The 22,040-nt window shown below is 66.9% G+C and carries 20 protein-coding genes; 16 read left to right on the forward strand and 4 right to left on the reverse strand.

The features are described from left to right. Positions 1-46: 46 nt before the first annotated feature. On the reverse strand, positions 47-1,492 hold the full coding sequence (gabD, locus tag V6W80_RS12325) for an NADP-dependent succinate-semialdehyde dehydrogenase (protein ID WP_430707718.1): 1,446 nt from the start codon (positions 1,490-1,492) through the stop codon (positions 47-49). Positions 1,493-1,545: 53 nt separating this feature from the next. Then, positions 1,546-2,952 (reverse strand): purine-cytosine permease family protein, encoded by a 1,407-nt coding sequence (locus V6W80_RS12330; protein WP_257705974.1) that lies wholly within the window; start codon positions 2,950-2,952, stop codon positions 1,546-1,548. Positions 2,953-3,223: 271 nt separating this feature from the next. Between V6W80_RS12330 and V6W80_RS12335 the strand changes: the two genes are divergently transcribed. The 6 genes from V6W80_RS12335 (at position 3,224) to V6W80_RS12360 (ending at position 8,652) form a co-directional block, all read left to right on the forward strand. Further along, positions 3,224-4,261 (forward strand): LLM class flavin-dependent oxidoreductase, encoded by a 1,038-nt coding sequence (locus tag V6W80_RS12335; protein ID WP_160922555.1) that lies wholly within the window; start codon positions 3,224-3,226, stop codon positions 4,259-4,261. An 84-nt stretch (positions 4,262-4,345) separates the two neighbouring features. Beyond that, on the forward strand, positions 4,346-4,936 hold the full coding sequence (locus V6W80_RS12340) for an amino acid synthesis family protein (protein WP_059315035.1): 591 nt from the start codon (positions 4,346-4,348) through the stop codon (positions 4,934-4,936). Between the two features lie 13 nt (positions 4,937-4,949). Next, complete coding sequence (locus V6W80_RS12345) at positions 4,950-5,789, forward strand: alpha/beta fold hydrolase (RefSeq protein ID WP_338544385.1); 840 nt, start codon at positions 4,950-4,952, stop codon at positions 5,787-5,789. Further along, a complete protein-coding gene (locus V6W80_RS12350; protein WP_338544386.1) occupies positions 5,786-7,267 on the forward strand; it encodes an aldehyde dehydrogenase in 1,482 nt (493 codons plus the stop codon). Before V6W80_RS12345 ends, V6W80_RS12350 begins: the two co-directional genes overlap by 4 nt. 15 nt (positions 7,268-7,282) lie before the next feature. Further along, positions 7,283-7,768, forward strand: coding sequence for a flavin reductase family protein (locus V6W80_RS12355; RefSeq protein ID WP_059315038.1), 486 nt, complete (start codon positions 7,283-7,285; stop codon positions 7,766-7,768). 128 nt (positions 7,769-7,896) lie between these two features. Beyond that, positions 7,897-8,652: a GntR family transcriptional regulator gene (locus tag V6W80_RS12360; RefSeq protein WP_313649639.1), complete on the forward strand. Its 756-nt coding sequence runs from the start codon at positions 7,897-7,899 to the stop codon at positions 8,650-8,652. A gap of 45 nt (positions 8,653-8,697) precedes the next feature. Here the strand turns inward: V6W80_RS12360 and V6W80_RS12365 are convergent, their stop codons facing one another. Continuing rightward, a complete protein-coding gene (locus V6W80_RS12365) occupies positions 8,698-8,985 on the reverse strand; it encodes a DUF1330 domain-containing protein (protein ID WP_338544387.1) in 288 nt (95 codons plus the stop codon). A 129-nt stretch (positions 8,986-9,114) separates the two neighbouring features. Here V6W80_RS12365 and ribB point away from each other — a divergent pair, with 129 nt between their 5' ends. From ribB to V6W80_RS12390, 5 genes are all read left to right on the forward strand, one after another. After that, positions 9,115-10,173, forward strand: coding sequence for a 3,4-dihydroxy-2-butanone-4-phosphate synthase (ribB, locus tag V6W80_RS12370; RefSeq protein ID WP_430707807.1), 1,059 nt, complete (start codon positions 9,115-9,117; stop codon positions 10,171-10,173). Positions 10,174-10,363: 190 nt separating this feature from the next. Next, positions 10,364-11,386 (forward strand): ABC transporter substrate-binding protein, encoded by a 1,023-nt coding sequence (locus V6W80_RS12375; RefSeq protein WP_338544388.1) that lies wholly within the window; start codon positions 10,364-10,366, stop codon positions 11,384-11,386. Position 11,387: 1 nt separating this feature from the next. Beyond that, on the forward strand, positions 11,388-12,311 hold the full coding sequence (locus V6W80_RS12380; protein ID WP_338544389.1) for an ABC transporter permease: 924 nt from the start codon (positions 11,388-11,390) through the stop codon (positions 12,309-12,311). A 4-nt stretch (positions 12,312-12,315) separates the two neighbouring features. Beyond that, the gene (locus V6W80_RS12385; protein ID WP_338544390.1) at positions 12,316-13,125 is read left to right on the forward strand and encodes an ABC transporter permease; all 810 of its coding nucleotides are present in this window, start codon (positions 12,316-12,318) and stop codon (positions 13,123-13,125) included. 16 nt (positions 13,126-13,141) lie between these two features. Then, on the forward strand, positions 13,142-14,284 hold the full coding sequence (locus V6W80_RS12390; RefSeq protein WP_338544391.1) for an ABC transporter ATP-binding protein: 1,143 nt from the start codon (positions 13,142-13,144) through the stop codon (positions 14,282-14,284). A 28-nt stretch (positions 14,285-14,312) separates the two neighbouring features. Here V6W80_RS12390 and V6W80_RS12395 read toward each other — a convergent pair whose 3' ends face one another. After that, positions 14,313-15,221 carry a LysR substrate-binding domain-containing protein gene (locus tag V6W80_RS12395; protein ID WP_184287790.1) on the reverse strand — a complete coding sequence of 303 codons (909 nt, stop codon included), beginning with the start codon at positions 15,219-15,221 and terminating at the stop codon, positions 14,313-14,315. Positions 15,222-15,594: 373 nt separating this feature from the next. Between V6W80_RS12395 and V6W80_RS12400 the strand changes: the two genes are divergently transcribed. From V6W80_RS12400 to V6W80_RS12420, 5 genes are read left to right on the forward strand one after another with little or no spacing between them, the layout of a single operon-like run. After that, entirely contained in the window at positions 15,595-16,758 is a 1,164-nt protein-coding gene (locus V6W80_RS12400) for an isovaleryl-CoA dehydrogenase (RefSeq protein ID WP_338544392.1), read from the forward strand. Between the two features lie 10 nt (positions 16,759-16,768). Then, the gene (locus tag V6W80_RS12405) at positions 16,769-18,376 is read left to right on the forward strand and encodes a carboxyl transferase domain-containing protein (RefSeq protein WP_338544393.1); all 1,608 of its coding nucleotides are present in this window, start codon (positions 16,769-16,771) and stop codon (positions 18,374-18,376) included. Positions 18,377-18,379: 3 nt separating this feature from the next. Continuing rightward, entirely contained in the window at positions 18,380-19,180 is an 801-nt protein-coding gene (locus V6W80_RS12410; protein ID WP_064308606.1) for an enoyl-CoA hydratase-related protein, read from the forward strand. Further along, positions 19,177-21,111 carry an acetyl/propionyl/methylcrotonyl-CoA carboxylase subunit alpha gene (locus V6W80_RS12415; protein ID WP_338544394.1) on the forward strand — a complete coding sequence of 645 codons (1,935 nt, stop codon included), beginning with the start codon at positions 19,177-19,179 and terminating at the stop codon, positions 21,109-21,111. Before V6W80_RS12410 ends, V6W80_RS12415 begins: the two co-directional genes overlap by 4 nt. Then, entirely contained in the window at positions 21,108-22,022 is a 915-nt protein-coding gene (locus V6W80_RS12420; protein ID WP_338544395.1) for a hydroxymethylglutaryl-CoA lyase, read from the forward strand. Before V6W80_RS12415 ends, V6W80_RS12420 begins: the two co-directional genes overlap by 4 nt. Positions 22,023-22,040 lie beyond the last annotated feature (18 nt).

Genomic DNA, 22,040 nt, shown 5'->3' on the forward strand with positions numbered 1-22,040 from the left:
GGGGCTGGTAGGTTGGGTTGAGCGCCGCGAAGCCCAACGAACGGGATCAGATCCCCAGGCAGAGGTACTTGATCTCCAGGTACTCTTCGATGCCGTACTTGGAGCCCTCGCGGCCCAGGCCCGATGCCTTGACGCCGCCGAAGGGCGAGACCTCGTTGGAGATCAGGCCGGTGTTGATGCCGACCATGCCGTACTCCAGCGCCTCGGCCACGCGGAACACGCGGGACAGGTCGCGGGCATAGAAGTAGGAGGCCAGGCCGAATTCGGTGTCGTTGGCCAGCTCAATGACCTCGGCCTCGTCCTTGAAGCGGAACAGCGGCGCCAGCGGGCCGAAGGTCTCTTCCTTGGACACCTTGGCGCTCTTGGGCACGTCGGCGAGGATGGTCGGCTCGAAATAGCTGCCGCCATTGGCGTGGGCCTTGCCGCCGGCGATGACCTTGGCACCCTGGCTCACGGCGTCGTCGATGTGCTCCTTGACCTTGGCCGCCGCCTTGGCGTCGATCAGCGGGCCGATGGTGACGCCCTCTTCCAGGCCGTTGCCGACCTTGAGCTTGGCCACCGCGGCCTTGAATTTCTCGGCGAAGGCGTCGTACACGCCGTCCTGAATATAGAGGCGATTGACGCAGACGCAGGTCTGGCCGGCGTTGCGGTACTTGGAGGCGATGGCGCCTTCCACGGCCTTGTCCAGGTCGGCGTCGTCGAAGACGATGAAGGGCGCGTTGCCGCCGAGCTCCAGCGACAGCTTCTTGATGGTGGGCGCGCTCTGCTCCATCAGCTTGGCACCGATCTCGGTGGAGCCGGTAAAGGAAATCTTGCGCACGATGGGGCTTTCGGTCAGCTCGGCGCCGATCTCGGCGGCGGAGCCAGTGACCACGCTTAGCACGCCCTTGGGAATGCCGGCGCGCTCGGCCAGTTCGACCAGCGCCAGCGCCGAATAGGGGGTCTGGCTGGCGGGCTTGATCACCATGGTGCAGCCGGCGGCCAGGGCCGGACCGGCCTTGCGGGTGATCATCGCGGTGGGGAAATTCCACGGCGTGATGGCGGCGGTGACGCCGATGGGCTGCTTGATCACCAGAATGCGCTTGTCGGCCTGATGGCCGGGGATGGTGTCGCCATAGATGCGCTTGGCTTCTTCGGCGAACCACTCGATGAAGGAGGCGGCGTAGACGATCTCGCCCTTGGCCTCGGCCAGCGGCTTGCCCTGCTCCAGGGTCATCAGCCGGCCCAGGTCGTCCTGGTTCTCGATCATCAGCTCGTACCAGCGCCGCAGCTTGGCCGAACGCTCCTTGGCGGTCAGCGCACGCCAGGCCGGCAGCGCACGGTTGGCAGCGTCGATGGCACGCTTGGTCTCGGCGCGGCCGAGCTTGGGAATGGTGCCCAGGGTCTCGCCGGTGGCCGGATTGTCCACCTTGACGGTGGCACCGCTGTCGGCGTCGATCCAGGCGCCGTCGACATAGGCTTGCTGGCGAAACAGGGAAGCGTCTTGCAACATGAGCGGGGTTCCTCGGGAGGGGGATTGAAGGTGGTTTTCGACAGCGACGCAGCTCATTGTGCCGAGGCAGCCTGCAGCCGGGCGGCCTGGGCCGGCGAGCCCTGGTAGGCCAGCCAGAAATACAGCGGGCAGGTCACCAGCAGCCCGAACAGCCAGGACAGATCGGCGCCTGCCACCAGGTCGGCATAGGGCCCCTTGAACAACGCCGTGTTAGCGAACGGCAGCTGCACCAGGATGCCGACCGCGTAGGCGGCGATGGCATGGCCGTTGAAGCGACCGTAGCGGCCACCGTCGGCGGCGAACAATGAAGGGATGTGGTAGTCGCCGCGCTTGATCAGATAGAAGTCGATGAGATTGATGGAAGCCCAGGGCACCAGGATCATGGTCATGGCCAGTACCAGGCCGATGAATCTTTCGATGAAATCGGCCGAGGCCATGAGCGCCACGCTGCAGCAGCCCACCAGCACCAGGCTGGACAGCACCACCTTGACCTTGACGCCCGGTGTCCAGCCGGCGGCGAAGGTCTGCACGCAGGTGATGATGGCAAGTACCGCGCCATAGAGGTTGAGGGCGTTGTGGCTGATGATGTTGAGCAGGAACAGCACCATCAGCACCGGGCCCAGCCAGCCGGTGGCCTGGGCCACGGCGGCCATGGCGTCGTTACCGGCCGGCACCGCCAGCACCGCCACCACACCAAAGGAAAAGGCCAGGATGGTGCCCAGGGTGGCGCCAAGGTAGGTCGCCCAGAAAGGTCGTGCGATCCCCACGGCTTCCGGCAGATAGCGCGAATAGTCGCTGGTATAGGGCGAGAAACTCAGTTGCCAGATCACCCCCAGCGACAGCGTAGCGACGAAACCGCTGGCATTGAGGCCTCCACGGGTCAGGAAGTCCGCGGGTAGCGGCTGGGTCAGCATCATGGCGAAACCCGCCAGCAACCCCGCGCCCATGACCCAGGTACCCCAGCGATTGAGGGTATGGATGCAGCGATAACCGATCACCCCGATGGCCGTGGCGCTTAGGGCGCCGACCACGATGGCCAGCGGCATGGGTACGGCCGGCACCAGGCCTTGGATCGACTTGCCGGCCAGCACCACGTTGGAGGTAAAAAAGCCCACGTAGATCAGCGCGGTGACGCAGACGATCAGCAGGGCGCCATAGCGGCCGAACTGGCCGCGACTTTGCACCATCTGCGGAATGCCCAGCCGCGGTCCCTGGGCCGAGGCTAGGGCCAGCACCACCCCGCCGAGCAGATGCCCGAGCACGATGGCCATCAGGCCCCAGGCCAGATTTAGGTGGAAGGTCTGGACCACCATGGCGCCGGTGACGATAGGCAACGGCGCGATATTGGTGCTGAACCAGAGGGTGAAGAGATCGCGGCTATGGCCGTGGCGTTCGGCCGGGGCGACGTGATCCACGGTATGGGTTTCGATGGCGACGGCGGAGCGAGGGGCTGCGGACATCCAGGAATTCCATTGTTGTAGTTGTGGAAGACGCCTGCTGGACAGGTCGTCCTGGTGAGCAGAAAGTATTACGGTATACCAGATTACACAACCGCCTTTTGACCTGTGGAAGCGATGTCTGGGGACTGCCGCCGAATCTCGTTACATCTCTGCTTGCCAGCTCACGTATTATGGTATACCAATAAAAATATCGACTGGCCGAGCCGTCGCGTACCGCCAACAAGAGACACCCGAGCCCTGCGCCGAGGTGGAAGACAAGAGGTAGGCTTCTATGAAATTTTCCCTGTTCGTGCACATGGAACGCTGGGACGAAAGCGTCAGCCATCGGCAGCTGTTCGAAGAACTGACCGAGCTGACCCTGATGGCCGAAGCCGGCGGGTTCTGCACCGTCTGGGTCGGTGAGCATCATGCGATGGAATACACCATTTCCCCCAGCCCCATGCCGATCCTGGCCAACCTCGCAGCCCGTACCTCGACTATCCGCCTGGGCGCCGGCACCCTGATCGCGCCCTTCTGGCATCCCCTGCGTGCGGCTGGCGAATGCGCCCTGCTCGACGTGATCAGCGAAGGCCGCATGGAAGTGGGCCTGGCACGCGGTGCCTACCAGGTGGAATTCGATCGCATGGCCGGCGGCCTGCCCGCCACCGCTGGCGGCAAGCATCTGCGCGAACTGGTCCCGGCGCTGCGCAAGCTCTGGGAAGGCGACTACGCCCACGACGGCGAAGTCTGGCAATTCCCCACCTCCACCAGCGTGCCCAAGCCGGTCGGCACCCCGCCGATCTGGATCGCCGCGCGGGATCCGGATTCGCACAATTTCGCGGTGGCCAACGGCTGCAACGTCATGGTCACGCCGCTGATGAAGGGCGACGAGGAAGTGGTCGATCTCAAGCACAAGTTCGACAACGCCCTGGCCAACAATCCCGGGGTGGCTCGGCCGAAGCTTATGGTGCTGCGCCACACCCATGTGCACGCGGCTGAAGAACCCGAGGGCTGGAAGATCGGTGCCCAGGCCATCGGCCGTTTCTACCGCACCTTCGATGCCTGGTTCGGCAATAAGGAAACCCCGGTCAACGGCTTTCTCGCCCCGAGTCCGGAAGAGAAGTTCGCCGGCCGCCCTGAGTTCGAGCTGGAGAACATCCGCAAGAACACCATGATCGGCACCCCCGACGAGGTCATCACCCGCCTGCGTCACTACGAGGAACTGGGCGTCGACGAATTCAGCTTCTGGTGCGACAACAGCCTGCCCTTCGCCGAGAAGAAGAAGTCGCTGCAACTGTTCATCGACAAGGTGGCGCCGGCCTTTGCCTGATCCAGGGTCCGCGCTCCGGCGCGGACCTTCAACACGCCTAAGCGCGTGGCATACCATCATCCAACAGACATCCCAGGAGTCAGCATGAGTTTCGAAATCCGCAAGGTCGTCACCTATCTCGAAGAAACCCATATCGAAGGGGGCAAGGCCACCGACAAGCCGGTGACCATGGCCGGCGTTGCCGTGGTGATCCGCAACCCCTGGGCTGGCCAGGGCTTCGTCGAAGACCTCAAGCCCGAGATCAAGGCCCACTGCTCCGACTTGGGCGCCTTCATCGTCGAGCGCCTGACCCGCGCCATCGGCGGCGCCGAACGCATCGAGGCCTATGGCAAGGCGGCCGTGGTCGGCGCCGACGGCGAGATCGAACACGCCTCGGCGGTAATCCACACCCTCAGATTCGGCAACCACTATCGCGAAGCGGTCCAGGCGAAAAGCTACCTGAGCTTCACCAATAAGCGGGGCGCGCCGGGTACCTCCATCCAGATTCCCATGATGCACAAGGATGACGAGGGCCTCAGATCCCACTACATCACCTTGGAAATGCGCATCGAGGACGCGCCGCGCGCCGACGAGATCGTGGTGGTGCTGGGCGCTGCCGATGGTGGCCGCCTGCATCCGCGCATCGGCAACCGCTACATCGACCTCGAGGAACTCGCGGCTGAAAAGGCGCGCTGAGGAGAACCCGCGAATGATCCGGTCTACAGACGCCAAGACCCCCGCCGGCACCGCCTACCGCATCGCCGGCGATGGCAGCCCCCTCGTCCTGATCCACGGGGTGGGGCTCAGCAAGGACATGTGGGGCGGTCAACTCGCGGGGCTCGCACCACGCTACCAGGTGATCGCCTATGACATGCTCGGCCATGGCGAGAGCCAGCGCCCGGCGGCGCAGGCGACGCTCGACGACTATGCCGCGCAGCTCACCGAACTGCTCGATCACCTGGGGCTGGCAACGGCCGTGGTGGTCGGCTTCTCCATGGGCGGCCTGATCGCCCGGGCCTTCGCCCTGAGCCATCCGCAGCGGCTGGACGCGCTGGTGATCCTCAACAGCGTGTTCAATCGCTCGGTGGAGCAACGCAGCGGAGTTCTGGAGCGGAGCCGCCAGGCCGAACTCGAAGGCCCCGACGCCAACCTGGATAGCGCCCTGGCCCGCTGGTTCAGCCGCGAGTACCAAGGCGCCAACCCGGCGCAGATCCAGGCGCTGCGCCAGGCCTTCGCCAACAACGACCCCCAGGGCTATCTGACCACCTACGCCCTGTTCGCCACCCAGGACCGCTACGGTGCCGAGCGGCTGGACAGCCTCCAGGTGCCCACCCTGGTGGCTACCGGCGAGCTGGACAGCGGCTCGACCCCTGAGATGGCGCGCCAGCTGGCCGCACGGATTCCGCACGCGCGCACTGCCGTGCTGGCCGACCAGCGCCATATGATGCCGGTCGAGTCACCCAAGCTGGTCAACGCCCTGCTGCTGGACTTCCTCGACGACGCCCTGGCCAAGGCCCCTTCCACTTCCATCAAGGGATACGTGGCATGACCCTGCAACGTTTTCAGATGTGCATCGACGGCGAATGGACCGCGGCCCAGTCGGGCCGTACCTTCGCCAGTCTCGATCCGGCCACCGCGACCGCCTGGGCGGAATTGCCCGACGCCGATGCCGACGACGTCGACCGCGCCGTCCAGGCCGCCCAGCGAGCCTTCGAGGCGCCGGCCTGGCGTGGCCTGACCGCTAGCGCCCGCGGCAAGCTCTTGCGCCGGCTGGGCGATCTCATCGCCGCCAACAAGGAGGCCCTGGCCCAGCTGGAAAGTCGTGACAACGGCAAGCTGATCCGCGAGACCCGCGGCCAGGTCGGCTACCTGCCGGAATTCTTCCACTACACGGCGGGCCTCGCCGACAAGCTCGAAGGCAGCACCCTGCCCCTCGACAAGACCGACCTCTTCGCCTACACGGTGCATGAACCCCTGGGCGTGATCGCCGGCATCGTGCCCTGGAACAGCCCGCTGTACCTGACCGCCATCAAGGTCGCCCCGGCCCTGGCCGCTGGCAACACCGTGGTGATCAAGCCGTCCGAGCACGCCTCGGCCACCATCCTGGAGCTGGCACGACTGGCCCTGGAAGCCGGCATTCCGCCCGGCGTGTTCAACGTGGTGACCGGCTATGGTCCGGGCGCCGGCGCGGCCCTCACCCGCCATCCGCTGGTGCGCAAGATCGCCTTTACCGGTGGCGCCGCCACGGCCCGTCACGTGGTCCGCGCCAGCGCCGAGAACTTCGCTAAGCTGAGCCTGGAGCTGGGCGGCAAGTCGCCCAACATCATCTTCGCCGACGCCGACCTCGATAGCGCGGTCAACGGCGCGGTGGCCGGTATCTATGCCGCCTCCGGGCAGAGTTGCGTGGCCGGCTCGCGGCTGCTGGTGCAGGACGAGATCTACGACGAATTCGTGACCCGGCTGGTGGAGCGCGCCCAGCGCATCCATATCGGCAATCCCCAGGACGATGCCAGCGAGATGGGCCCGATGGCCACCGAGCAGCAGCTCGCCATCGTCGAGCGGCTGGTAGAAGCGGCCCTGGCCGAAGGCGCGACGCTGCGCCTGGGCGGCAAGCGACCCGACACCGGCAGCGCCGGCTGGTACTACGAACCCACCCTGCTGGAATGCGACCGCCACTCGCTGCGCATCATGCAGGAGGAAGTCTTCGGCCCGGTGGCCGCGGTGATCCGCTTCAAGGATGAGGCCGAGGCCCTGCGCCTGGCCAACGACAGTGAGCTGGGACTCGCCGCTGGCATCTGGACCCGCGACCTGGGCCGTGCCCATCGCCTGGCGCGGGACATCCGCTCCGGCATCATCTGGGTCAACACCTATCGCGCGGTCTCGGCCATGGCGCCGATCGGCGGTTTCAAGAACAGCGGCTACGGCCGCGAGAGCGGCATCGACTCGGTTCTGGCCTATACCGAAACCAAAACGGTATGGATCAATCTGTCCCAGGCACCGATGCCCGATCCCTTTGTAATGCGTTAAACGAGGTTGGCAGTCATGATCGATCCCGCAATCTACAAGCAAGTGATGGGCGCCTTTCCGTCCGGCGTCACCGTGGTCACCACCCTGGATGCCGAAGGCAACCTCGCCGGCCTGACCGCCAGTGCCTTCAGCGCCCTGTCGCTGGATCCGGCGCTGGTGCTCTTCTGTCCCAATTACAGCTCCGACACCTACCCCCTGCTGCGTGACGGCAAGGGTTTCGCCATCCACCTGCTGAGCGCCGAACAACAGCGTATCGCCTACGCCTTCGCCAGCAAGGGCAAGGACAAGACCCAGGGCATCGAATGGACGCGCAGCGCCCTGGGCAATCCGCTGCTGGCCGACGCCACGGCGGTGATCGAGTGCGAGCTGTGGCGCGAGTACGACGGGGGCGACCACGCCATCATCGTCGGGGCGGTGAAGAATCTCATCGTGCCGGACCAGGAGGTGATCCCGATGCTCTATCACCGGGGCCGGATGGGCGCCGCACCGATCTATGCCTAAGCGGAAGGGCCCATGAACGCCCGCAGGGGGCATGCTAGACTTGCCCTCTTCCGCCCTGGCGAGCACGCAGGCCCCACGTAGTCGCGTGCCTCGTCGTCGCCTGTAGAACCGGTCCGCCAGAGAGCCCCATGAGACGCGCGCAACTAGACGACAGCTTCAAGATCACCCGCAGCCCGGTCACCCTGCGTGAAATGGTGTGCAATCGCCTGCGCCAGGCGATCCTGAACTTCCAGTTGCTGCCGGGTGACCGCCTGGTGGAGCGCGATCTCTGCGACCGCCTGGGCGTGAGCCGCACTTCGGTGCGCGAAGCCCTGCGTCATCTCGAATCCGAAGGCCTGGTGGAGTTCGCCGATGCCCGCGGGCCGCGCGTCGCCATCATCACCCTGGAGGATGCCTGCGACCTCTATGAGCTACGCTGCGTGCTGGAAGGCCTGATCGTGCAACTCTTCACCTTGCGCGCCGGCCCCCGGGAAATCGAGGCGCTGGAACAGGCTCTCGAGGAAAACCGCAAGGCTCTGGAGGGCGCCGAACTGCCAGAGGTCATCGAGACCGTCCAGAACTTCTACAATGTGCTCATGGAGGGCTGCGGCAACCGCGTCGCCGCCACCCAGCTGCGCCAGTTGCAGGCGCGGGTGAGCTACCTGAGGGCCACCTCGGTGTCCCAGGCCAATCGCCGCCAGGCGAGCAACGCGGAGATGGAGCGCATGGTCGCCGCCATCCGCAGTGGCGATGCCCTGGCCGCCCACCAGGCTTCGGTCGATCACGTCCGCGCCGCCGCCCAGGTCGCCCTCGACTACCTGCAGCGGCAACAGGAGCACCAGGGCGAACAGGCCCGTGAGCTGTTCGTTCCCCGCGTGCAGGACGAGCCGCGCATCGAGCGCTAGCCCTCTTCGGCCAGGCGCGGCAACCGCCGCCCCTGGCCGTCGCGCTCAAAGTCCTTCGACGATGAAGATCTCGGCCCGGGCCGCCGTCTGCCGGTGCCCGCAGGCGTCCTGATACTCCGCCGAGCGATAGCAGGCCAGGGCCTGTTCGTAGGAATCGAACTCGATCACCACCCGGCGCGTTGCCCAGCCGTCGCCCTCCAGCTGCTCGGCGCGTCCGCCCCGCGCGAGGAAGCGTCCGCCATAGCGGGCGAAGGCTGCCGGGGCGCGCTCCGTATAGCCGCGATAAGCCTCGGGATCGGTCACATCGACCTCTGCAATCCAATAACCTTTCATGGCGCTTTGCCTCTTTCGCTACGTTTTGTCTCATGGTATACCAGATTACAGAACAATCCAGAACCCTGAGAGGTAGCCGTGGCCATCCATCCCATCGAAGCGATCATCGAGGATTTCCGTGCCGGCAAAATGGTCATCCTGGTCGACGACGAAGACCGCGAAAACGAAGGTGACATCCTGCTCGCCGCCGATGCCTGCACCCCTGCCGCGATCAGCTTCATGGCCCGCGAAGCCCGCGGCCTGATCTGCCTGACGCTGACCGAGGAACGCTGCCGCCAGCTCAACCTGATGCAGATGGTCAGTGACAACGGCACCGTCCACGGCACCGCCTTCACCGTGTCCATCGAAGCCGCCACCGGCGTCACTACCGGCATCTCGGCCGCCGACCGGGCGCGCACCATCGAAGCCGCAGTGGCACCGGACGCCACCGCGCGGGACCTGGTCCAGCCGGGCCACATCTTTCCGCTACGCGCCCGCGATGGCGGCGTGCTGACCCGTGCCGGCCATACCGAGGCCGGTTGCGACCTGGCGCGCCTGGCCGGTCGCGACCCTTCCGCCGTCATCGTCGAGGTGATGAACGACGACGGCAGCATGGCCCGGCGTCCGGATCTGGAGCGTTTCGGCGAACGCCACGGCATCAAGCTGGGCACCATCGCCGACCTCATCCACTACCGACTGCGCCACGAGCACACCGTCACGCGCATTGGCGAGAGCGAATTGCCCACCGTGCACGGCACCTTCCGCCTGCTGACCTACGAGGACCGCATCGAGGGCGGCGTCCACCTGGCCATGGTGATGGGCGACATTGACCGCGAGACGCCTACCCTGGTTCGCGTCCATGCCCTGGACCCCCTGCGCGACCTGGTCGGTGCCGAATACAGCGGGCCGCCGAGCTGGACCCTGTGGGCTGCCCTGGAACGCGTCGCCCAGGAAGGCCACGGCATCGTGGTGGTACTGGCCAACCACGAATCCTCCCAGGCGCTACTGGCCCGGGTGCCCTCGCTGACCCAGCCCAAGCGGCTGTTCGAACGCTCCCAGTCGCGCATCTATGCCGAGGTAGGCACCGGTGCGCAGATCCTGCAGGACCTGGGCGTCGGGCGCATCCGTCACCTGGGTCTGCCCCTGCGCTACGCCGGCCTGACCGGGTACGAACTGGAGATCGTCGAGACCCTGCCTTTTCCTGGCTGAAGCCCCTTCCAGAGGCCTCTGGCAGGCTTGCAAAAAGTTTGGAATACCATAATATCGAATGACAAAACGACCCGTTCGACAGGGTCGACAGCTCTACTTCGAGGTGCCGCTATCCGCCTCGAATCGCACGACTCCTACAAGGCCGCGGCACCTCTGCCGCGCCGATCCAATAACAAAAGAGGGCGTCACGATGTTGCTGAAGCTTAAAGTCGTCTCTGTGGTCGCTGCCGGCCTGTTGACTACGCTGGCCCTTCCGGCCCAGGCCGAAAGTCTCAACTTCACCAGCTGGGGCGGCACTACCCAGGATGCCCAGAAGCAGGCCTGGGCCGAACCCTTCACCCAGCAGACCGGCATCCAGGTGGTGCAGGACGGCCCCACCGACTACGGCAAGCTCCAGGCCATGGTGCAAAGCGGCAACGTCCAATGGGACGTGGTCGACGTGGAAGCCGATTTCGCCCTGCGCGCCGCCCAGCAGGGCCTGCTCGAACCCCTGGATTTCAAGACCATCGATCGCACCAAGATCGATCCGCGCTTCGTCAATGACCATGCGGTGGGCTCCTTCTTCTTCTCCTTCGTGCTCGGCTACAACCAGGGCAAGCTCGGCAGCAAGCAGCCGCAGGACTGGTCGGCGCTGTTCGATACCACCACCTACCCCGGCAAGCGTGCGCTCTACAAATGGCCGAGCCCCGGCGTACTGGAGCTGGCCCTGCTGGCCGACGGCGTGCCCAAGGACAAGCTCTATCCCCTGGACCTGGACCGCGCCTTCAAGAAGCTCGACACCATCAAGAAGAACATCGTCTGGTGGGGCGGCGGCGCCCAGTCCCAGCAGTTGCTCGCCTCCGGCGAAGCGACCCTGGGGCAGTTCTGGAACGGTCGCGTCCACGCCCTGCAGCAGGACGGCGCGCCAGTAGGCGTGAGCTGGAAACAGAACCTGGTCATGGCCGATATGCTGGTGGTGCCCAAGGGCGCCAAGAACAAGGACGCCGCGATGAAATTCCTCGCCGAGGCCAGCAGCCCTCGCGGCCAGGCGGATTTTGCCAATCTCACCGCCTATGCGCCGGTCAACGTCGACAGCATCGCCAAGCTGACCCCGGACCTGGCCAAGAATCTGCCCACCGCCTACGGCAGTGAGCAGGTCACCCTGGACTTCGCCTACTGGGCCCAGCACGGTGGCGAGATCGCCAGCCGCTGGAACGAATGGCTGGTGAAATGACATGTCTGCCTCCAGCTCCAGCCGAGCGGTGCTCGGCACTGCCAAGGACCGCCGTGCGCTGAACGATCCGGCGCGGACCCGGGGTGAACGCGCCGTCCGCTGGAAGGGCGCGAGTCACCTCGTCCCTGCCCTGCTGTTCCTCGGCCTGTTCTTCCTGGTCCCGTTGATCAGCCTGCTGCTGCGCGGCGTCCTCGAACCCACGCCGGGCCTTGGCAACTACCAGACCCTGTTTGCCAATGGGGCCTATGCCCAGGTGCTGCTCAACACCTTTGGGGTCGCTGCCCTGGTGACCCTGTTCAGCGTGCTGATCGGCTTTCCGCTGGCCTGGACCATCACCCTGATGCCCCGCGGCTGGGGCCGGGTGCTGTTCAACATCGTGCTGCTGTCGATGTGGACCAGTCTGCTGGCCCGTACCTACGCCTGGCTGGTGCTCTTGCAGGGTTCTGGGGTGATCAACAAGCTGCTCATGGCGATGGGCCTGATCGACGAACCCCTGGCGCTGGTCAACAACCTCACCGGGGTGGTGATCGGCATGACCTACATCATGATCCCCTTCATCGTGCTGCCGCTGCAGGCGACGCTGCAGGCCATGGACCCCATGGTGCTGCAGGCCGGCGCCATCTGCGGCGCCAGTCCCTGGACCAACTTCCGCAAGGTGTTCCTGCCCATGTGCCGCTCGGGCCTGGGCTCTGGCGCGCTGATGGTGTTCGTCATGTCGCTCGGCTACTACGTTACCCCGGCGCTGCTGGGCGGGGCGCAGAACATGATGCTGCCGGAGTTCATCATCCAACAGGTGCAGTCCTTCCTCAACTGGGGCCTGGCCAGCGCCGCCGCGGCCTTGCTGATCGTCATCGCCCTGGTGCTGTTCGCCCTCTATCTCAGGTTGCAACCGGAATCCCCGGTCGACCCCCAGAACGCGAGGTAACCCCATGCTGCTGACTCCCAGTGCCCTCGGCTGGCGACTGCGCGGTGGCCTGCTGCTGGTCACCGGCGCCATCGCCGCGGTGCTCCTGCTGCCCATCGTCTTCATCGTGCTGCTGTCGTTCGGCTCGTCCCAATGGCTGGTCTTTCCGCCGCCCGGCTGGACGCTCAAGTGGTACCAGCAATTCTTTTCCAACCCGGAGTGGATGCAGGCGGCCCTGGCGAGCCTCAAGGTGGCGCTGCTGACCACCCTGGTTTCGGTAGCCCTGGCGGTGCCTTGCGCCTTCGCCCTGGTGCGCGGCAAGTTCCCCGGCCGCAAGACGCTCTATGCGGTCTTCACCCTGCCGATGATCGTGCCACTGGTGGTGATCGCCGTGGCCATCTATGCGCTGTTCCTGCGCCTGGGCTACACCGGCACCCTGCTGGCCTTCGTGGTCAGCCACGTGATCGTCGCCCTGCCCTTTGCCCTGATCGCCGTCATCAACTCGCTCAAGCTGTTCGATCAGTCCATCGAGGATGCCGCGGTGATCTGCGGCGCCTCGCGCCTGCAGGCCATCTACCGGGTGACCCTGCCGGGGATATGGCCGGGGGTGTTCGCCGGCGCTCTGTTCGCCTTCCTGGTGTCCTGGGACGAGGTGGTGCTGAGCGTGATGATGGCCAGCCCCAACCTGCAGACCCTGCCGGTGAAGATGTGGGCGACGCTGCGCCAGGACCTGACACCGGTGATCGCCGTGGCCTCCACGGTGCTGATCGGCCTTTCCCTGCTGGTGATGCTCGCGGCTGCCCTGCTGCGCCGCCGCCAACCCCTTTCCCGCTGAGCTCCCGGAGCCTGCCATGAGCGCCGTACTCCAGAACAACGCCCCCGCGGCCCCGCTGGTCCGCCTGCAGAACCTGAACAAGCACTACGGCGATTTCACCGCCGTGGATGATCTCTCGCTGGACATCCAGGAGGGCGAGTTCCTCACCTTCCTCGGCTCCAGCGGCTCCGGCAAGTCCACCACCCTGTCGATGCTGGCGGGCTTCGAGACGCCCAGTTCCGGCGCCATCAGCGTGGCTGGCCGCTCGCTGCTGAGGGTCCCACCGCACCAGCGCGACATCGGCATGGTGTTCCAGCGCTATTCGCTGTTTCCGCACCTGTCGGTGCGCGACAACATCGGCTTCCCCCTGGATATCCGCAAGATCGGCGCCGCCGAGCGCAACCAGAAGGTCGACGCCATGCTGCGCCTGGTGCAGCTCGAAGCCTTCGCCCATCGGCGTCCCGCGCAACTTTCCGGCGGCCAGCAGCAGCGGGTGGCCATCGCCCGGGCGCTGGTCTACGAACCACGCATCCTGCTGATGGACGAACCCCTGGGCGCGCTGGACAAGAAGCTGCGTGAAGACCTGCAGGACGAGCTGCGCCAGCTGCACCGTCGCCTGGGCATCACCATCGTCTACGTGACCCACGACCAGGAGGAGGCGCTGCGGCTATCCCAGCGCATCGCCATCTTCAGCCACGGGCGCATCGTCGGCCTGGGCAGTGGCTACGACCTCTACCAGAATCCGCCGAACGCCTTCGTCGCCGCCTTTCTCGGCAACTCCAACTTCCTCAAGGTCACCGCCCGGGCCCAGGCCCATTGCACCTTCGAGGGTCAGGAGCTGGCGATGCGCCCGACCGCCGGCGTCAGACCGGAGCAGGCGTTGCTGCTGATGCTGCGGCCGGAAAAGCTGCAGCTGCTGACCACCGAACAGGCCGCGACCCTGCCCATGCCGGCGGGCTGGAACGAGATCCCGGCCCGGGTGGGCGAGGCGCTGTTCCTGGGCGAGAGCCAGAGCTGCATGCTGCAGACCGCGGGCGGCGCCCCGCTGATGGTCAAGTCTCTGGCCCATACCCAGGGCCTGCAACCTGGCCAGGTGGTACGCCTGCGCTGGGCCGCCAGCGACGCTTGCGTCTACACCGAGTGGAACGACGCCGACCTGACCAAGACCGCCGCCCACTGACGCCGGAGGGCGGACCTGCATGTCCGCCTCAGCCCGCCGCCGATACCAGAAACTGCCGAAACGCCTGGGCCCCAGGGCTCAGGCGTTCCTCGGGACTCCAGATCAGGCCCAGCTCCATGGGTGGGATGGCATCGGCCACCGGGCGGGCTTCCAGCTTGCGCCCTTCCAGGGACCAGCCGCGATAGAGCATGTCGGACAGGATGGTCACGCCAAAGCCATGGGCGACCAGGCCACGCAGGGACTCCATGGACGAGGTCTTGAACACCACGTTGGGTTCCAGGCCGGCCGCGCGCCAGTAGCGCAGCGTGGAGGTTTCTCCTTCGTCCACCGTGGCGAGGATATAGGGATAGGGCGCGATGTCGGCCAGGGTGACGCGTTCCGCAGCCAGCAGCGGATGAGCGCTGGGCAGCCAGAGCTGGCGCGGCGAGCGCATCAACAGATGCCGCTCGAAGGGCTGGGCGGCGTCGACGTTGGAGATGACCGTGAGACCCAGCTCCAGGGTGCCATCGTTGATGCCCGCCTCGATACTGGGTCGATCCATGTCGCGCAGGTCGATGTCGATCTGCGGATAGCTGCGTTTGAAGCGCGCCAGCAGGGTCGGCAGGTAGTAGCCGAGCACCGCATAGGAAGCGCCGACCCGGGCCTGGCCGGTCAGGGCATGACTCTGGAACAGCGGCTGACTCACGGCGTCTTGCAGGGTATCGAGGATGTGTCGGGCATGGTGGTAGAACTGGTGCCCCTCGGCGGTCAGCTTGACTCCATGGGGCAGTCGCTCGAACAACCGCACCGCAAGCGTCGTCTCCAACTGGCTGACCGCCGTGGTCACCGCCGACTGGCTGACGTTGACCGCGCTGGCGGCCAGGGAAAACTGGCTGTTCTCGGCGGCGGCGACGAAATATCGCAGTTGCCGCATCGAGATGTCCTTGTGCAGTGCCATCTGATTTTCCAATACCTGGATTCTATTTTTATCGTTTCACGATAGCGCATTTCTCCTCCTAGACTCAGAGGCACAGGCGCCGCGGTCCTCTCGCGGTTGCCATGACAAGAACAATGAACAGGAGGACGGGTCATGCGCACCCTCGCGCATCGCTCAACATCGGCGTCTGTCCTGGCGCCCCTGCCTTGCCGCTGGCGCCCCTGCCTTGCCGCTGGCGGCCACGTCCGAGCCCTGCCCGGCTGCCGCTGCCTAGCCGCGCCAGAATCGCCGACCTTGCCGCTGCCCTTTTCGATACGCCGACGCCTGCCGTACGGCACGTGCGTGGCCGCTCGACCGCTGCTCTCACCCGCCAATCCCGACAACAGGTGACCCCATGAGCTACCCGAGTCTCAACTTCGCCCTGGGCGAGACCCTCGATCTGCTGCGCGACCAGGTGCGCAACCTGGTCACGCGCGAAGTGGCGCCCCGCGCCGGCGAGATCGATGCCAGCAACAGTTTCCCCATGGACCTGTGGCGCACCTTTGGCGACCTGGGGCTGCTGGGCATCACCGTGGACGAGGAGTACGGCGGCTCCGGACTCGGCTATCTCGCCCATGCAGTGGTCATGGAGGAGATCAGCCGCGGCTCCGCCTCGGTCGCCCTCTCCTATGGCGCCCACTCCAACCTCTGCGTCAACCAGATCCATCGCAACGGCACCACGGAGCAGAAGGCCCGCTACCTGCCCAGGTTGGTCAGCGGCGAGCACGTCGGCGCCCTGGCCATGAGCGAGCCCAACGCTGGTTCGGACGTGGTCTCCATGAAGCTACGCGCCGAGCGGCGTGGCGACCGCTTCGTGCTCAATGGCAGCAAGACCTGGATCACCAACGGCCCCGATGCCCATACCTATGTGATCTACGCCAAGACCGAGCCGGAACAAGGCGCCCATGGCATCACCGCCTTTATCGTCGAGCGTGACTGGAGCGGTTTCAGCCGCGGCAGCAAGTTCGACAAGCTGGGCATGCGCGGCTCCAACACCTGCGAGCTGTTCTTCGACGACGTCGAGGTACCGGAGGACAACGTGCTGGGACAGGTGAACGGGGGCGTGAAGGTGCTGATGAGCGGCCTGGACTACGAGCGCGTAGTCCTCGCCGGGGGTCCGGTGGGCATCATGCAGGCCTGCCTGGACGTGGTCCTGCCCTATATCCACGACCGCCGGCAATTCGGCCAGAGCATCGGCGAATTCCAGCTGATCCAGGGCAAGGTGGCCGACCTCTACACCGGCCTCAATGCCAGCCGCGCCTATCTCTATGCCGTGGCCCAGGCCTGCGACCGTGGCGAGACCACCCGCAAGGACGCCGCTGGGGTGATTCTCTACACCGCCGAGAAGGCCACCCAGATGGCCCTGGAAGCCATCCAGATTCTAGGTGGCAACGGCTATATCAACGAGTACCCCACCGGCCGCCTACTACGCGACGCCAAGCTCTACGAGATCGGCGCCGGCACCAGCGAGATCCGCCGCATGCTGATCGGGCGCGAGCTGTTCAACGAAACCCGGTGAGGAGCCTGCCATGACCGTGCTGACCTCCACCCTGAATCGCCGCACCCCGGACTACCAGCGCAACGCCGCCGCCATGGCCGAGCAACTGGCCCGACTCGACCGGCTCCTGGCGCGCATCCATGAAGGCGGCGGCGCCAAGGCTCAGGCGCGCCATACCGGCCGCGGCAAGCTGCTGCCCCGCGAGCGCATCGACCAACTGCTGGACCCCGGTTCGCCCTTTCTGGAAATCGGCGCCCTGGCGGCCCTCGACGTCTATGAGGACGAGGTGCCGGCGGCCGGGGTGGTGGCCGGTATCGGCCGCATCGAGGGCGTCGAGTGCATGATCATCGCCAACGACGCCACCGTGAAAGGCGGCTCCTATTATCCGCTGACGGTGAAGAAGCACCTGCGCGCCCAGGCCATCGCCCTGCAGAATCGCCTGCCCTGTCTGTATCTGGTGGATTCCGGCGGCGCCAACCTGCCGCGCCAGGAAGAGGTCTTCCCCGACCGCGAGCACTTCGGGCGGATCTTCTTCAACCAGGCGACCATGAGCGCCCAGGGCATCCCGCAGATCGCTGTGGTCATGGGCTCCTGCACGGCCGGCGGCGCCTATGTGCCGGCGATGAGCGACGAGACCATCATGGTGCGCCAGCAGGCCACCATCTTTCTCGCCGGGCCGCCGCTGGTGAAGGCGGCCACCGGCGAGGTGGTCACCGCCGAGGAACTGGGCGGCGCCGATGTCCACTGCCGTACCTCCGGCGTGGCCGACCACTATGCCGAGAACGACACCCATGCCCTCGCCCTGGCGCGGCGCTGCATCGCCAACCTCAACTGGCGCAAGCTGGGTGAGTTGCAGCTCAAGGCGCCAATCGCCCCGCTGTATCCGGCCGAGGACCTTTACGGCCTGGTCCCGGCCGATCCCAAGCAGCCGCTGGAGGTGCGCGAGGTGATCGCCCGGCTGGTGGACGGCAGCGTCTTCGATGAATTCAAAGCGCAATTCGGCACCACCCTGGTCTGTGGCTTCGCCCATCTGCAGGGTCATCCGGTGGCCATCCTCGGCAACAACGGCATTCTCTTCGCCGAATCGGCGCAGAAAGGCGCGCACTTCATCGAGCTGGCCTGCCAGAGACGCATCCCCCTGCTCTTCCTGCAGAACATCACCGGCTTCATGGTCGGCAAGAAATACGAGGAAGGCGGCATCGCCAAGCACGGCGCCAAGCTGGTCACCGCGGTGGCCTGCGCCCGGGTGCCCAAGTTCACCGTGATCATCGGCGGCAGCTTTGGCGCCGGCAACTACGGCATGTGCGGTCGCGCCTACGATCCTCGCTTCCTGTGGATGTGGCCCAACGCGCGCATCGGCGTGATGGGTGCCGAGCAGGCGGCCGGGGTGCTGGTGCAGGTCAAGCGTGAGCAGGCCGAACGTGCCGGAGAAGCCTTCGACGACGAAGAGGCGGCGCGCATCAAGGCCCCCATCGTCGAGCAGTACGAGCGTCAGGCCCATGCCCACTATTCCAGCGCGCGCCTATGGGACGACGGGGTGATCGACCCGGCCCAGACCCGCGAGGTCCTCGCCCTGGCCCTGTCGGCCAGTCTCAACGCCCCCCTCGAGCCGACGACCTTCGGCGTCTTCCGGATGTAGGCCATGACTGACTTCCACACCCTGGATCTGACCCGCGACCCGCGCGGCTTCGCCACCCTCTGGCTCGACCGTCCGGACCGCCACAACGCCCTGGATGCACGGATGATCGCGGAGCTGGGCACGGCGCTCGCCGAGATCGCCGCAGATGCGGAGCTGCGCTTTCTGCTCGTGCGCGGGCGCGGCCGGCACTTCTGCGCGGGTGCGGATCTCGCCTGGATGCAGGCGTCCGCCACCCTGGACGCGGCCGCCAATCAGGCCGACACCGAGCGCCTGGCCGAGGTGATGTATCGCCTGCAGGCCTTGCCGATGCCCACCCTCGCCGTGGTACAGGGCGCGGCCTTTGGCGGCGCCGTGGGTCTGGTCAGTTGCTGCGACCTGGCACTGGCCGCCAGTGACGCCACCTTCTGCCTGTCGGAGGTGCGCATCGGCCTGGTGCCCGCCGTCATCGGCCCCTTCGTCATCCGCGCCCTGGGCGAACGGGCGGCCCGGCGCTACATGCTGGGTGCCGAACGCTTCTCCGGCGCGCGCGCGGCCGAGCTGGGCCTGGTCGCCGAGACCGCGCCCGCCGCCGACCTGGAGCCCCTCGTGGACGCCTGGATCGCCCGCCTGCTGGACAACGGCCCTCAGGCGTTGCGGGCCTGCAAGCGGCTGCTGGACGGCGCCGGCGCAGGCGCACCCAGTGCCACGGTGCGCCCGTTCACCGAGGGCCTGATCGCCGCCGTCCGCGTCACCTCTGAAGCCCAGGAAGGCCTTGCCGCCTTCCTGGAAAAGCGCCGCCCCGCCTGGCAGGAGACCACGCCATGACCTTCGACCGTCTGCTCGTCGCCAACCGCGGCGAGATCGCCTGCCGGGTGATGCGTACCGCCAAGGCCCTGGGCCTGGGCACCGTCGCCGTGCACAGCGCCATCGACGCCAGGGCACGCCATGTGCGCCAGGCCGACCTGGCGGTAGACCTCGGGGGCGCCAAGCCGGCCGACAGCTACCTGGCCGGCGAGCGGATCATCGCCGCCGCCCTCGCCACCGGCGCCCAGGCGATCCATCCGGGCTATGGCTTTCTGTCCGAGAACGCCGCCTTCGCCGAGGCAGTGACCGCGGCGGGACTGGTCTTCGTCGGGCCGCCCGCCGCGGCGATTCGCGCCATGGGCAGCAAGTCCGCCGCCAAGGCGCTGATGACCGACGCCGGGGTGCCCCTGGTGCCGGGCTATCACGGTGAGGACCAGTCCCTCGCCACCTTTCGCGACGCCGCGGCGCGCATCGGCTATCCGGTCCTGCTCAAGGCCACCGCCGGCGGTGGCGGCAAGGGCATGAAGATCGTCAAGCGCGAAGCCGACCTGGCCGAAGGTCTCGCCTCGGCCCAGCGCGAAGCGCTCTCGGCCTTTGGCGATGCGCGGATGCTGGTGGAGAAGTACGTGCTGCAACCGCGCCACGTGGAGATCCAGGTCTTCGCCGACCGCCACGGCCACTGCCTCTATCTCAACGAGCGCGACTGCTCCATCCAGCGTCGTCACCAGAAGGTGATCGAGGAAGCCCCGGCCCCCGGCCTCACACCCGAGCTACGGCGGGCCATGGGCGAAGCGGCGGTGCAGGCGGCCCAGGCCATCGGCTATGTCGGCGCCGGTACCGTGGAATTTTTGCTCGATGCCCGCGGCGACTTCTTCTTCATGGAAATGAACACCCGGCTGCAGGTGGAACACCCGGTCACCGAGGCCATCACCGGCCTGGATCTGGTGGCCTGGCAATTGCGCGTCGCCGCCGGTGAGGCGCTGCCCCTCACCCAGGCCCAGGTACCGCTGCACGGCCACGCCATCGAGGTACGGCTCTATGCCGAGGACACCGATCAGGGCTTCCTGCCGGCCTCGGGCACCCTGCAGCTCTATCGCGAGCCCACGCCTGGTCCGGGGCGGCGCGTGGACAGCGGCGTGGAGGAAGGCGACGAGGTCTCGCCCTTCTATGATCCCATGCTGGCCAAGCTGATCGCCTGGGGGGACAGCCGCGAACAGGCGCGCCAGCGGCTGCTGGCCATGCTGATGGAGACCGCGGTGGGTGGCTTCGCCACCAACCTGCCCTTTCTGCAGCGTCTGCTCGCTCACCCGGCCTTTGCCGCGGCCGAGCTGGATACCGGCTTCATCGAGCGTCACCGGGACGCCTTGCTGCCCGCACCCGGAGAGCTGACCGACGTCTTCTGGACCTTGGCGGCCCAGGCCTGGCTGGCGACGCTGGCGGCCGCTGCCGACCCGACGTCACCCTGGGCTTCCCGTCAGGGCTGGCGCCTGGGTGGACCGCCCCAGATAGCGCTGCGCCTGGCCTGCCGCGGTGAGGTGCGCGCCGTCGCCCTGCCCGGTTCGGCGGCGGTCGAGCGGAATGGTGATCGCCTCCACTGGCAGGCCGAAGGCATTCGCCAGAGCGCCCGCCTCTATCGCCGTGGGCAGACGCTGTTCCTCGAGTGGCAAGACCATTTCGAAGCCGTCACCTGGGCCGACCCCCTCGCCGAGGTCGCGCGCCAGGCGGATGCCGGTGGTCTCACCGCACCGATGAACGCCAGCGTGGTCGCCGTACCGGTAGCCGTGGGCGATGCCGTGGAAGCCGGCGCACCGCTGGTGGTGCTGGAGGCGATGAAGATGGAGCACAGCATCCGCGCGCCCCGCGCCGGCGTCGTGGCCGCGCTGTTCTGCAGCCCTGGCCAACTGGTGGCCGAGGGCACTGCCCTGGTGGAACTGGAGGAGTCGGCACCATGAGCGAGGCCCTGCCGTCCCGGGTGCGGGTGGTCGAGGTCGGGCCACGCGATGGCCTGCAGAACGAACCCCAGGCGCTGGGCATTGCCGAGCGCATCCAGCTGTGCGAGGCCCTGGTCGCCAGCGGCGTGCGGCATCTGGAAGTGGGCAGCTTCGTCTCGCCCAAGTGGGTGCCGCAGATGGCCGGGACCGCCGAGGTGCTGGCGGGACTGGGCCGCCCAGCAGGCGTGGTGCGCTCGGTGCTGGTGCCCAATATGAAAGGCTTCGAAGCCGCCCTGGCGGCGGGCGTGGAGGAAATCGCCGTCTTCGCCGCCGCCTCGGAGGGCTTCTCCCAGCGCAACATCAACTGTTCCATCGCCGAGAGCCTCGCGCGTTTCGTGCCGGTGGTCGAGGGCGCGCAGGCGGCGGGCATCCGGGTGCGCGGCTATGTGTCCTGCGTGCTGGGCTGTCCCTACGACGGCGGGATCGCACCCGACCAGGTGGCCAGCGTGACCCGCGAGCTGCTGGAGCTGGGCTGCGCCGAGGTTTCCCTCGGCGATACCATCGGCGTCGGTACCCCCGGCCGAACCCGGGCGCTCTGGCAGCGGCTGGGGCGGGAGGTGCCGCTCAGCCAGCTGGCCGGGCATTTCCACGACACCTATGGCCAGGCCCTGGCCAACGTCTACGCCAGCCTGCTCGAAGGGGTCGCGGTGTTCGACAGCTCCGTCGCCGGGCTGGGTGGCTGCCCCTATGCAAGCGGCGCCAGCGGCAATGTCGCCAGCGAGGACCTGGTCTATCTGCTCGACGGCCTGGGCATCGCCAGCGGTCTCGACCTGCCCCAGTTCATCGAGGCGGGCCACCAGGTGTCCGCCCAGCTGGGGCGGCGCAACGAGTCCCGGGTCGGTCGCGCCCGGGCAGCGCGAGCGCTCGACTAGCCAGCGCTCTGGCGGACG

Origin of the sequence: Pseudomonas benzopyrenica (assembly GCF_036884265.1) — a bacterium.
Lineage (GTDB): Bacteria > Pseudomonadota > Gammaproteobacteria > Pseudomonadales > Pseudomonadaceae > Chryseomonas > Chryseomonas benzopyrenica.

What these genes read in the sequence shown, in the direction of transcription:
- V6W80_RS12405 (WP_338544393.1), top strand. Translation starts at nt 16,769, where the DNA reads ATGACCGTGCTGACCTCCACCCTGAATCGCCGCACCCCGGACTACCAG.
- gabD (WP_430707718.1), bottom strand. Translation starts at nt 1,492, where the DNA reads ATGTTGCAAGACGCTTCCCTGTTTCGCCAGCAAGCCTATGTCGACGGC.
- V6W80_RS12340 (WP_059315035.1), top strand. Translation starts at nt 4,346, where the DNA reads ATGAGTTTCGAAATCCGCAAGGTCGTCACCTATCTCGAAGAAACCCAT.
- V6W80_RS12330 (WP_257705974.1), bottom strand. Translation starts at nt 2,952, where the DNA reads ATGTCCGCAGCCCCTCGCTCCGCCGTCGCCATCGAAACCCATACCGTG.
- V6W80_RS12420 (WP_338544395.1), top strand. Translation starts at nt 21,108, where the DNA reads ATGAGCGAGGCCCTGCCGTCCCGGGTGCGGGTGGTCGAGGTCGGGCCA.
- V6W80_RS12355 (WP_059315038.1), top strand. Translation starts at nt 7,283, where the DNA reads ATGATCGATCCCGCAATCTACAAGCAAGTGATGGGCGCCTTTCCGTCC.
- V6W80_RS12395 (WP_184287790.1), bottom strand. Translation starts at nt 15,221, where the DNA reads ATGGCACTGCACAAGGACATCTCGATGCGGCAACTGCGATATTTCGTC.
- V6W80_RS12375 (WP_338544388.1), top strand. Translation starts at nt 10,364, where the DNA reads ATGTTGCTGAAGCTTAAAGTCGTCTCTGTGGTCGCTGCCGGCCTGTTG.
- V6W80_RS12390 (WP_338544391.1), top strand. Translation starts at nt 13,142, where the DNA reads ATGAGCGCCGTACTCCAGAACAACGCCCCCGCGGCCCCGCTGGTCCGC.
- V6W80_RS12335 (WP_160922555.1), top strand. Translation starts at nt 3,224, where the DNA reads ATGAAATTTTCCCTGTTCGTGCACATGGAACGCTGGGACGAAAGCGTC.
- V6W80_RS12415 (WP_338544394.1), top strand. Translation starts at nt 19,177, where the DNA reads ATGACCTTCGACCGTCTGCTCGTCGCCAACCGCGGCGAGATCGCCTGC.
- V6W80_RS12380 (WP_338544389.1), top strand. Translation starts at nt 11,388, where the DNA reads ATGTCTGCCTCCAGCTCCAGCCGAGCGGTGCTCGGCACTGCCAAGGAC.
- V6W80_RS12345 (WP_338544385.1), top strand. Translation starts at nt 4,950, where the DNA reads ATGATCCGGTCTACAGACGCCAAGACCCCCGCCGGCACCGCCTACCGC.
- V6W80_RS12400 (WP_338544392.1), top strand. Translation starts at nt 15,595, where the DNA reads ATGAGCTACCCGAGTCTCAACTTCGCCCTGGGCGAGACCCTCGATCTG.
- V6W80_RS12350 (WP_338544386.1), top strand. Translation starts at nt 5,786, where the DNA reads ATGACCCTGCAACGTTTTCAGATGTGCATCGACGGCGAATGGACCGCG.
- ribB (WP_430707807.1), top strand. Translation starts at nt 9,115, where the DNA reads ATGGTCATCCTGGTCGACGACGAAGACCGCGAAAACGAAGGTGACATC.
- V6W80_RS12385 (WP_338544390.1), top strand. Translation starts at nt 12,316, where the DNA reads ATGCTGCTGACTCCCAGTGCCCTCGGCTGGCGACTGCGCGGTGGCCTG.
- V6W80_RS12360 (WP_313649639.1), top strand. Translation starts at nt 7,897, where the DNA reads ATGAGACGCGCGCAACTAGACGACAGCTTCAAGATCACCCGCAGCCCG.
- V6W80_RS12365 (WP_338544387.1), bottom strand. Translation starts at nt 8,985, where the DNA reads ATGAAAGGTTATTGGATTGCAGAGGTCGATGTGACCGATCCCGAGGCT.
- V6W80_RS12410 (WP_064308606.1), top strand. Translation starts at nt 18,380, where the DNA reads ATGACTGACTTCCACACCCTGGATCTGACCCGCGACCCGCGCGGCTTC.